General features: G+C 35.1%; 12 protein-coding genes and 1 pseudogene. 10 read left to right on the top strand and 3 right to left on the bottom strand.

From position 1 onward, the window contains the following. Window positions 1-336: 336 nt before the first annotated feature. Both NH288_RS01610 and NH288_RS01615 read right to left on the bottom strand, forming a co-directional pair. The gene (locus tag NH288_RS01610; protein WP_234025809.1) at window positions 337-516 is read right to left on the bottom strand and encodes a hypothetical protein; all 180 of its coding nucleotides are present in this window, start codon (window positions 514-516) and stop codon (window positions 337-339) included. A gap of 186 nt (window positions 517-702) precedes the next feature. Further along, entirely contained in the window at window positions 703-1,218 is a 516-nt protein-coding gene (locus tag NH288_RS01615) for an FprA family A-type flavoprotein (RefSeq protein ID WP_265212571.1), read from the bottom strand. A 263-nt stretch (window positions 1,219-1,481) separates the two neighbouring features. Between NH288_RS01615 and NH288_RS01620 the strand changes: the two genes are divergently transcribed. From NH288_RS01620 to NH288_RS01645, 6 genes and pseudogenes are all read left to right on the top strand, one after another. Continuing rightward, complete coding sequence (locus NH288_RS01620) at window positions 1,482-1,628, top strand: hypothetical protein (RefSeq protein WP_234025811.1); 147 nt, start codon at window positions 1,482-1,484, stop codon at window positions 1,626-1,628. A gap of 33 nt (window positions 1,629-1,661) precedes the next feature. Then, window positions 1,662-1,934 (top strand): annotated as a pseudogene (locus NH288_RS01625) (solute carrier family 23 protein); the annotation flags it as partial. A gap of 207 nt (window positions 1,935-2,141) precedes the next feature. Further along, window positions 2,142-2,600: a hypothetical protein gene (locus NH288_RS01630; protein WP_265212573.1), complete on the top strand. Its 459-nt coding sequence runs from the start codon at window positions 2,142-2,144 to the stop codon at window positions 2,598-2,600. Next, window positions 2,569-3,036 (top strand): class B sortase, encoded by a 468-nt coding sequence (locus NH288_RS01635; RefSeq protein WP_414731744.1) that lies wholly within the window; start codon window positions 2,569-2,571, stop codon window positions 3,034-3,036. The genes NH288_RS01630 and NH288_RS01635 overlap by 32 nt, the downstream gene beginning before the upstream one ends. Before the next feature lie 108 nt (window positions 3,037-3,144). Further along, window positions 3,145-4,488 (top strand): MATE family efflux transporter, encoded by a 1,344-nt coding sequence (locus tag NH288_RS01640; protein WP_265212575.1) that lies wholly within the window; start codon window positions 3,145-3,147, stop codon window positions 4,486-4,488. A 170-nt stretch (window positions 4,489-4,658) separates the two neighbouring features. After that, a complete protein-coding gene (locus NH288_RS01645; RefSeq protein WP_265212577.1) occupies window positions 4,659-7,046 on the top strand; it encodes a glycoside hydrolase family 31 protein in 2,388 nt (795 codons plus the stop codon). A 171-nt stretch (window positions 7,047-7,217) separates the two neighbouring features. Here the strand turns inward: NH288_RS01645 and tpx are convergent, their stop codons facing one another. Then, window positions 7,218-7,718, bottom strand: a complete 501-nt coding sequence (gene tpx, locus NH288_RS01650; protein ID WP_106459856.1) for a thiol peroxidase — start codon at window positions 7,716-7,718, stop codon at window positions 7,218-7,220. Between the two features lie 328 nt (window positions 7,719-8,046). Between tpx and rpsL the strand changes: the two genes are divergently transcribed. The 4 genes from rpsL to NH288_RS01670 all read left to right on the top strand — a co-directional run. Next, entirely contained in the window at window positions 8,047-8,454 is a 408-nt protein-coding gene (rpsL, locus tag NH288_RS01655; protein WP_106459857.1) for a 30S ribosomal protein S12, read from the top strand. 116 nt (window positions 8,455-8,570) lie between these two features. Continuing rightward, a complete protein-coding gene (gene rpsG, locus NH288_RS01660) occupies window positions 8,571-9,041 on the top strand; it encodes a 30S ribosomal protein S7 (RefSeq protein WP_106459858.1) in 471 nt (156 codons plus the stop codon). 12 nt (window positions 9,042-9,053) lie between these two features. Continuing rightward, window positions 9,054-11,126, top strand: a complete 2,073-nt coding sequence (gene fusA / locus NH288_RS01665; RefSeq protein WP_265212580.1) for an elongation factor G — start codon at window positions 9,054-9,056, stop codon at window positions 11,124-11,126. Between the two features lie 18 nt (window positions 11,127-11,144). Further along, window positions 11,145-11,436 (top strand): GTP-binding protein (locus NH288_RS01670; protein WP_265212581.1); only part of this gene is annotated, 292 nt, incomplete at its 3' end.

Below are 11,436 nucleotides of genomic sequence, written 5' to 3' on the forward strand. Positions count from 1 at the left end.
TAGATTGGAAAATCATCTCTAGGATTTTAATAAAATCACAAGCATAAAGATTTTCAAATTAAAAGCCCTCAATAAAGTTGAGTACTTTAAGTTCTATTTTTTGTTATCCATATCAGCTTTGATGGCCTTAGCAAGGGCTTCAATTTCTTCTACTTGTTCCATCTTCACACCAGAATTGATTTTAACATCTTATCCTACATAGTCAAGCTTAGTTTGAGATAGGATTTCCTTTGAAATCTCGAGACTTCTTCCGCCCCAAGACCAGTTGTTTAGGAAAGAAACAGTTTTATTGCTAAAGCCTGTTCCAACAAGTTCTCTTAGGAAGGCATCTATCTTTTAGTAAAGACCAGAGTTGTAGTTGATTGGTGCAAATACTGAGTGAAAGAATCTGTGGCAGTGGCTATTTTGATAAGAAACATAAAAAGCAGCCAGATCATAAATCTTGATATTTTCAACCCCTAACTCAGCTAGCTTTGTTACAAGAATGTCGGCTACTTCTTCGGTATCTCCATACATTAATGCGTAAACTATAACGACACCTTTTTTTCGCTGTGAAGGTTGACCACTTGTTATACTTATCAATTATGAAATTGATAGGTTGTTCGTCCTTATAAACAGGACCATGGAGAGGAAGAATGGCAAGGTCGTTGATGTTCATGAAGGCATTTTGTACCATTTTCCGAACTTACCAACTATATTGATTTAATATCTTATAGCTTGATATAGCCAATCAACCTTGTGGATAACATTCTTAGCATCTGCATGACCTTCAATTACATTAAAGGCACCAAAAGCATCTGCTGAGAAGAGAAGACCTTCAGTTGTTTCGTAAGTCATCATAACTTCTGGCCAGTGAACCATTGGAGTGAAAACAAATTTGAGATTTCTCTTACCGATATTTACTTCATCTCCATCTTTTACTTCCACATATCTATCCTTTAATTCATCATTGTAGAATTGTTCATAGAACTTGAAGGTCGTGGCATTGCCAACAAACTTAGCATTTGGGCATTCTTTTAAACAAAAATCAATATTTCTACAGTGGCCTGGCTCCATGTGCTCAACAATTAAATAATCTAAGTCTTCTCCGTTATGAGCTGCCTTAACATTTTCTATATATCTTCTAGTAAAGGCTGCATCTACTGAATCACACAAAACGTTCTTTTCGTCTTTATTAAGGTAAGAGTTGTAGGAAACACCATTTGTCAATTCGAACATATTTTCGAATCGGTCAATCTTTCTGTCGTTAACTCCAACTCAATAGATATTATCTAATATTTCTACTATATTGTGTATCTTATCTTCTTTGAAACTCCTTTTATTTGTTTTGTTACATTGTTAACTATACTAGATATTTAGTAAAATTTAATTATATATTAATGATTATTATTATCGGTAATAATCTAAAAAAATTAAATATATATTTTGACAAGAAATTATGGTAGAAATAATTTATATTGGCATAAATAAGGTAAAAATAATTGCAAAAACTTGCCAAACATTCAGGTTTAGTTGATAAAGATGGGGATGTTATTAATTTAAAGCAAACGCTTATGAGTGATGCGATTTCAACAGCTGCTAGTGCCTTGGTAGGGAAATCAACCGTAACAACAGTTGTAGAATCATAAGCTGGTATAGCAGAGGGTTGAAGGACAGGACTTACATCGCTTACAACAGCGGCCCTATTTTTGTTCTCTTTAATCTTCGTTCCACTAATTGCGATAATTCCAGCCCAAGTTACAGCTCCAGCTCTAATTTTTGTTGGCGTATTGATGTTATCAGGTGTTAAGGATATAGACTTTGATGATTTGACAAATGCCCTTCCAGCTATTTGTACTATCGTCTTTATGCCTTTTACTTATTCCATAGCAAATGGTATAGCCCTCGGTCTGATAACTTTCTGTATAGTAAAAGCATGCACAGGTCAAAGCTAGGAAATACAACTACTAACCCTAATTATAGCTCTAACTTTTGTCTTTAGATATGCCTTTATAACCTAGGATAGGAGAATAAATGACAAATTTTGTTTTAATTGGGGAGATTTTTTATTTTTATTTTGATAATACTTGTTATTTTATAAAAAACTTGCATTTTCCTAGAGAAATCAGATGAAAAGTGTAGAATATAAGCCAGGAGATTATATGAAGAAGAATTATTCTAATTTTTTATGGGCCCTTGCCTTTATTTTACTATTTGTTTTTCTCTATAAGAATGATAGGCTTACTCAAGAAAAGATTGCTTATTATCAAGAGGAAAATATGAGAAAATTTTATTCTAGCAAGAGAATCGATATGGCAAGGGAAGAGGAAATAAATAATATTGTAAAGAAGGCTGATGAAGGAAGACTTCTGGCTTTTCTTAAAAATAAAATAAAAGAAGAATCCGCGGCAGAAGCAACAGCTGGAGTCAATCATGTAAAGGATCTTCAGAAAAAGTATCCCCAAGTCAAGGGTAGGATTATTGTCGATGGTACCTCAATAGATTTCCCTGTTGTTCAGGGGGAAGATAATGAATTTTACCTCGACCACGATTATGATGGGTCTTATTATATAAACGGGGGAGTTTTTTATCGACCACGTCCACCAGGGAGATTTTTCTGATCAAAATACAGTAATTTATGGTCATAATGTAAGGATTGGCTATATTTTCCATGATTTGGATAAGTTTAGGGATAAGAATTTTATAAAAAAGCACTCGGAGATAATAATTGACACTCCAGTGGCCAGGAGGACCTTTGAGGTGGTTTGTGCCATGGATGTGAATGTGGATGCAGATTATAGGTTTAACTATTACGATGATGATGAGTTTGAAGACTATCTTAAACTTATTAGAAAAAATAATATCCTTGAAAATAGGCCTCTGCCAAAAAAAGATGATAAGCTAATAACTTTGTCGACCTGTTCAGATATCAAAGATAGGTACGCAATTGTGGCTGTGGAGAAAAAAGAAGCCTATGTGAATAAAAAGAATTTTAATTATTGGCAAGGTGTCCATTTGCTCGCAAAAAGACCAAGTCAAGATATTTCTATTTATTAAAACTTGTTAAAAATCTTCCTGAATTTGGGAAGATTTTTTGTGCCTATTTTCTTTGATTTTTTATCCATTTATCATATATTAGTATAAATTAAAAAGATTGGAAATTTTATGGATCATTATTTAACAAATGAGTCGCCATCTAAGGCAATTAGCAAGTTTGCCCTGCCAATGGCGGTGGGCTCTCTTTTTCAACAAATTTATACCTTGGTCGATTCGGCTGTGGTTGGCAAATATGTAGGTGAGGCCGCGCTTGCTTCAATTGGGGCGAGCTTTGCTCTCACTACGATTTTTATATGTATAGGAATTGGTGGAGGTGCTGGGGCATCTGTCCTTATAGCTAGATATTTTGGAGCCAAGGATTATAAGAGGATGAAGACTGCGATTTTCACTTCGATTATAGGGTTTTTAGTCCTTGCCCTTGGCCTTTCGGCCTTTGGTTTGATTTTTGCAAAAAACCTCATGGCTTTACTTAGGACACCTGATGAAATTCTTGATATGGCAGTTTTGTACTTAAATATTTATTTTTATGGTCTGCCATTTTTATTTATGTATAATATCATCTCAGCCCTTTATCAGGCTTTGGGAGAATCTAAGATTCCTCTATATTTTTTGATTTTCTCTTCGATTTTGAATGTAAGCTTGGATGTATATTTTGTAAGAGATTTGGGATTTGGACTGGCTGGAGCAGCCTACGCAACTCTCCTTGCCCAGGGTTTGTCTGCTGTCCTATCCTTTGGGGTTTTTATAAGAAGGCTTAGTAAAATTAAGACAGAAAAGACAAAGATTTTTGATAAAAAAGAGCTAGGCCGCATTTCTTACCTAGCCATCCCATCTATTATCCAGCAATCAACCATCACAATTGGTCAACTTTTAGTCCAATCTGTGGTAAATTCCTTTGGGGTAGGTATGCTGGCAGGATTTTCTGCAGCCATTAGGGTAGAAAGCCTCATTATTGTACCGATAACTAGTCTTGGCAATGCCATATCTTCCTACACTTCTCAAAATGTGGGGGCAAAAAAGCTTGCAAGATTAGAAAAAGGCCTTAGGGCATCCATAGCCATGGTTGGGATTTATTCTGTCGTGATTTTAATATGTTTGAAATTTAATTCAGCAAATATAATCGCTTATTTCATGAACGAATCATCATCAAATTTAGCTAAAGATACAGGCGTGGCCTACCTGGACTTTATTGGATATTTCTTTATTCTTGTAGGGTCTAAACACTGCGTAGATGGCATCCTTAGGGGAGTAGGCGATGTGAAGGTCTTTACCCTAGCTAATATAGTCAACCTGACCATAAGGGTTAGCCTATCAATGGCTCTTGCCCATAAAGTCGGAATAGCCATGGTTTGGTATGCAGTACCTCTTGGTTGGCTAGCTAATCTTGTGATTTCTACTAGTTATTATTTAAAGATAAAGAAGCAGAATTATAGCTTGGATTCAAATTATTGAATACAAAAATTTTAAATAGTCATAAATATTTGACTTTTATTTATCAATCATTTAAAATGTTATTAATATGAATTTTAAGGGACTTGTAAAATTTAAATTTGCTCCGAATAATAAATTAACGGAGAAATATTTATAATTTTGCAAGCCCCTTTTTATTAGGGGAGATAATTATGATTAAAAATGGGAAAAATTATAATCCAATAAGTAAAAAAGAATCTATAATACAGGGAGATAAGTATAGGATTTCAATTCTCACTTCTAGACTAATTAGGCTAGAATATAGCGAGGATGGAATTTTTGAAGATAGGATGACCAAGGGGGTTATAAATAGGAATTTTCCTCCTGTAAATTTTAAGGTTTATGATAGGAAAGATAGGCTAAAGATTGTTACTGATCATGTAACTATTTTATATGATAAAAAACCATTTTCTACCTATGGTCTAAGCGTAGAGCTTAGGGGAAAGGTCAACCATCCATATTATTGCATTTGGCATTATGGAGACAAGATAGAAAACCTAGGTGGGACAGCGAGAACTCTTGATTTTGCAGAATCAAAGGTAGAAATAGGAGATGGTATCCTTTCTAGATATGGCATAAGTGTGATAGATGACTCATCATCACCGATAATAAGCGATGATGGTTGGACTTATGATAGAAATAATGATAATCAAGACTTATATGTATTTGCTTACAAAGATAAGTATTTAGATGCCCTAGATGATTTTTATAAGCTTTCTGGAAGTCAGCCGCTTTTACCAAGGTATGCTCTGGGTAATTGGTGGTCCAGGTTTTATAATTACTCTAAAGAAGACTACCTAGACTTGGTAGATAAGTTTGAAAAGTTTAAGGCACCTTTTTCTGTTATGGTACTAGACATGCTTTGGCATACTACAGGAATTGATGAAAAATACGGAAGCGACTGGACGGGTTATACATGGAATCATGACCTCTTGGGTGAACCACGAAACTTATTTTCAAGACTTCATGATAAAAATTACAAGGTAACTTTAAATCTACATCCATCATCAGGAATTAGACCAAGCGAAGATTTTTATGAAGATATGGCAAAGGAGCTTGGTTATGATTATGAAAATGAAGAGACTATAGATTTTTCCTATAAAGATAGGGCCTATGCTGATTGCCTGAATAAGTATTTTTATAAGCCTTTTGAAGAAAAGGGAGTAGATTTCTGGTGGATGGATTGGCAACAAAGCCCAAGAAATCTTGACGAAAACAAAGATGCCTTGTGGGTTATAAACCGTACTAGATTTTTAGATATGGAAAAATCTGGCAAGAGAGCCCTCACCTTTTCAAGGTTTGCAGGTCTTGGGTCTCAAAGATATCCTATAGGATTTTCTGGTGATACATCTATAAATTGGGAAACATTGGATTTTCAACCATATTTCACAGCCACATCTTCAAATATTGGCTTTGGATGGTGGTCTCATGATATAGGTGGTCATATGAAAGGGGCAACTGACCCAGAGCTTATGCTAAGGTGGCTACAATTTGGGGTTTTTTCTCCTATAAATAGGCTTCATAGCTCAAATACACCTTTTGTATCAAAGGAGCCATGGTCTTTTGATGAAAAATATTCAAAGCTTATGGTCGACTACCTACAAATCCGCCATAAACTTATCCCCTATATCCATACCATGAATTATAGGGCCCACGAAGAAAATATCCCTTTAATAAGGCCAATCTATTACTATTATCCAAATGATGAAAGAGCTTATGCGAACAAAAACCAATACTATTTTGGTGAGAGTCTTTTAGTCACACCGATGACTAAAAAAATAGATCCTAGGCTCCAGATGACTGAATTTAAGGCCTTTTTGCCAGATGATGGTTATTATGATTTGCAGACTGGTTTTTTATACGCTGGTCAAACCATGATTGAAATCTATAGGCCAATTGACAAAATGGGCTTATTCATAAAAAAAGGTGGGATTATTCCATTAGCTGACCTAGATAGGGATTACACAAACTCTATAGAAAACCCAAAGGCCTTAAAAGTTTTAATAGGCGCTGGTAAAGATGGAATATTTAATTTGATTGAAGATAGCGAAGAAAACTTAGAAGCTAAATCTATAACTCAGATTTGCTACGAAGATAAGAGGATTATAAGGTTAGATCAATCTAAAACTAAAATAGATATTATTTCGACTAAGAGAGATTGGACTTTTGAAATTTATGGAATGAAAGTAAATGAAATTGAAATAGTAGCTAATAAAGATAATAGGCTTGAAGGCAAGATTTCTTATAATCAAGAAAAAAATAAAAGCCAAATAATCATTGAAGAAATCCCAAGCAATGAAGATATTGAAATTTTAATTAAATCATATGAAGAAATAGACCAAAAATCAAATAAGCTTGATCTTATCTTATCAAGAATAAGTAGCTCAAGAATTGAAACTTTAAAGAAGGAGAGTATTTTTGATATAGTTAAAAATGCACAAAGTATTTCTAATCTTGTATCAGCCCTGATGGCCTTTGATATAGAAGAAAAAGTCAAAAAAGCTATATTTGAAATAATTTTTGCAAACGAAGAGTTTTAAATAATAAAGGTGATGAATTAGAAGAGTTTCTATTCATCACCTTTTATATCTTTTATAATAATAGATTTATATTTGTTTTAAAAAGTAATTAAGTTAACTACTATCTCATATGAGAAAGTTAAGATAAGCTTGTAAAAATAACAAACTATCCCAAGCTTAAAATTTAAATACTTAGATTAATTCTTTAACTTTTTCTAAAGCAGCATCAAAGTTTACTTCGTGAGTTACTTCTGGAACATATTCTACATAGGCTACCTTACCATCTTTATCGATTATTATGATACCTCTTGTAAGAAGCTTAAGCTCATCGATTAAGAAGCCATATTTTTCACCAAATTCTCTATTCTTGTAGTCTGAAACTGTGATTGTATTACCTATTTCATAAGCGTCGCAGAATCTTTTTTGAGCAAATGGTAGGTCTACTGTTATATTTACTATAGCCACATCATCAGAAAGATCGCTTGCTTCTTTATTAAATCTTTGAGCTTGGAAGGCACAAACGCTAGTATCAAGTGATGGAGCAGCCGAAATTATAACTACCTTTCCCTTTAGTTCATCAAGGTTAAAATCAGAAAGGTCAGCCTTTGTAGCTGTAAAGTTAACTGCTTCATCGCCAACTTTTACTTCTTTTCCAACAAGTGTAACCTTATCTCCTGCAAATGTAATATCCATAATTAATTTCCTCCTAATAATTTATATTGACCTATAAGCAAGGTATAAACAATGCTTAAGTCAAGTTTCAGATAATATATCTTACATTCTAATTATACCCAAAATATTTTTATTTTTATAAATTTATTAAAAATTTTTTGATAATTTTAATAGAAAATAGATGAGCTAAATAAAGATTGGGAAAAAATGTTTCCATATTTGTTTTTTTATAGAAAATTTATATAGATATAAGCAAATTACTTGACAATGAGTAAGTAAGCGTGTAAGATAGTTAAGGATTGGCAGGAATTGCCAATTTATTAGATTTTAAAAGAAAAGGAGGTGCATTATGCCAACAATTAATCAACTTGTTAGAAAAGGTAGAAAGAGCGAGAAATCAAAATCAGATACTCCAGCTTTAGGTTACAACTTCAATACTCTTAAGAGTAGAATGACTCCTAACCAATCACCACAAAAACGTGGGGTTTGTACATCAGTTAGAACAGTAACACCTAAAAAGCCTAACTCAGCTTTAAGAAAAATTGCCAGAGTAAGACTTACAAACGGAGCTGAAGTACTTTCTTACATTCCAGGAATTGGACACAACCTTCAAGAACACAGTGTTGTACTAATCAGAGGTGGTAGGGTAAAAGACCTTCCAGGTGTTAGATACCACATCATCAGAGGTACACTTGATACAGCAGGTGTTGACGGAAGAAAACAAGGTAGATCTAAATACGGAGCAAAAAGAGGCTAGTAATTAGTTAAGGTAAGTGCATAATGTGCCTATTAATATAAAGGTATGTCACGCACTTTACGATTAAGATCGAGTACTCAAGATATTACACATAATTGGTAAAGGAGGGAAGAAAAGTGTCAAGAAAAGGACATATACCAAAAAGAGAGGTAATGCCTGATGCCAAGTATAACGACAGAGTTGTAACAAAACTTATCAACAATGTTATGCTAGATGGTAAAAAAGGCCTTGCTACAAAAATAGTTTATGAAGCTTTTGATAAAGTTGAAGAAACTACTGGAACAAACGCTTTAGAAGTGTTCCAACAAGCTATGGAAAATATAATGCCTACTCTAGAAGTTAAGGCAAGAAGAATCGGTGGTGCAAACTACCAAGTACCAATGGAAGTTAGACCAGAAAGAAGACAAACACTAGCCCTAAGATGGTTAGTAAATTTCTCTCGTGCTAGAGGCGAAAGAACAATGGTTGAAAGACTTTCTAAAGAAATTATCGATGCATCAAACAATGCGGGTGCCGCAGTTAAGAGAAAAGAAGAGATGCATAGGGCAGCAGAAGCTAATAAGGCTTTCGCGCACTTTAGATATTAGTTAGGGGGATAGATGCCTAGACAGGTTGCACTTAAAGATACCAGAAATATAGGAATTATGGCCCACATAGATGCAGGTAAAACTACTTGTACAGAAAGAATCCTATACTACACTGGTAAAATTTATAAAATCGGAGATACCCACGATGGAACAGCAGTAATGGATTCCATGGACCAAGAAAAAGAACGTGGTATCACAATAGGATCTGCTGCAACAACAGCATTTTGGAAGAACCATAGAATTAATATTATCGATACACCAGGCCACGTTGACTTTACTGTAGAGGTTGAAAGATCACTAAGAGTACTAGACTCAGCAGTAGCCCTATTCGATGCTAAAAGTGGTGTAGAACCACAATCTGAAACTGTATGGAGACAAGCTGACAAGTACAACATCCCAAGAATTTGTTTCATTAACAAAATGGATGCTACAGGTGCAGACTTCTTCATGGCAGTAGATACAATAAAAGATAAACTAAAAGCAAATGCAGTTCCATTAGAAATTCCTATAGGAAGCGAACAATCTTTTGAAGGTGCTGTAGACCTTGTAACTATGCAAGCAGTCACATATTCATCTGAAGACCTTGGAGCTCATCCAAAATATTCTGAAATCCCAGCTGAATTAAAAGATCAAGCTGAAGAATACAGAAACAACCTTCTTGAAGAATTATCAGAAGTTGATGATACAATCATGATGAAATACCTAGAAGGTGAAGAAGTAACTGAAGATGAAATCAAATCAGCCATCAGAAAAGCAACTATAGCACAAAAAATATTCCCATGTCTACTAGGTTCAGCCTACAAAAACAAGGGAGTACAACCACTACTAGATGCAATTATAGACTACATGCCAAGCCCAGTAGACGTTCCATCAATCGAAGGTGTTGATCCTAAAGATCCAGAAAAAGTTCTAGAAAGACATCCAGGAGATGATGAACCTACAGCTGCTCTTGCATTTAAGGTAGTAACAGATCCATACGTAGGTAAATTAATCTATGTTAGAATCTACTCAGGTACAATAGAATCTGGCTCATATATCTACAACGCAACAAAAGGCAAGAGAGAAAGAGTTGGACGTATCATGCAAATGCACTCTAATAAGCAAGAAGAAATCGAAAAAGGTTATGCTGGCGATATCGTAGCTCTATTAGGTCTAAAAGATACAACAACAGGGGACTCCCTATGTGACCAAGATAATCAAATTATCCTAGAACAAATGGAATTCCCAGATCCAGTAATCTCAGTAGCTATAGAACCAAAGACAAGAGCATCTCAAGATAAGATGATCATCGGTCTTCAAAAACTTGCAGAAGAAGATCCAACCTTCCAAACAAAATCAGATGAAGAAACCGGACAAACGATCATCTCAGGTATGGGTGAGCTTCACCTTGAAATCATCGTAGACAGACTTCTAAGAGAATTCAAAGTAGAAGCAAACATCGGTAACCCACAAGTAGCTTACAGAGAATCAATTACTAAAGAAGCAGAAGCTCAAGGTAAGTTTGTAAGACAATCAGGTGGTTCTGGACAATACGGTGATGTTATGCTTAGAGTTGAACCAGGTGAAGAAGGATCAGGAATCACATTCGAATCTAAAATCGTTGGTGGTGCAGTTCCAAAAGAATACATCAGACCAGTTGAAGAAGGTGTTAGAGAAGCTGCAGCAGCAGGTGTACTTGGCGGTTACCCAATGGTAGACGTTCATGTAACCCTATTTGACGGATCTTACCACGAAGTTGACTCATCAGAAGTAGCCTTCCACGTAGCAGGATCAATCGGATTTAAGAATGCAGTACAAAAAGCAGGCCCAGTCCTACTAGAACCAATCGAAAAAGTTGAAATTACTACTCCGGACGAGTATCTTGGAGATGTAATGGGTGATGTATCATCAAGAAGAGGAAAGATAGACGGTATGAATCCAAAAGACGGAATCCACGTACTAGATGCTTTCATTCCACTATCAGAAATGTTCGGATATGCTACAGACCTTAGAAGTAAGACCCAAGGTAGAGCAACCTACTCAATGGGCTTTGACCACTATGCTGAAGTTCCAGCATCAGTAAGAGATGAAGTAATTAATAAATAATTAATATAGGAGAGAAAAATGAGTAAACAAACATTTGAAAGAAGCAAACCACATATAAATATTGGTACAATCGGCCACGTAGACCACGGTAAAACAACAACAACAGCAGCAATCACTCAAGCCCTAAACAAAAAATACGGTACAGGTGAATACATCGATTATGAACACATCGATAAAGCTCCAGAAGAAAGAGAACGTGGAATCACAATCAACACATCAGTAGTAGAATACGAAACAGAAAAAAGACACTACGCACACATCGACGCTCCAGGCCACGCTGACTACGTTAAAAACATGATCACAGGTGCAG

Origin of the sequence: Anaerococcus sp. NML200537 (assembly GCF_026131715.1) — a bacterium.
GTDB lineage: Bacteria > Bacillota > Clostridia > Tissierellales > Peptoniphilaceae > Anaerococcus > Anaerococcus kampingae.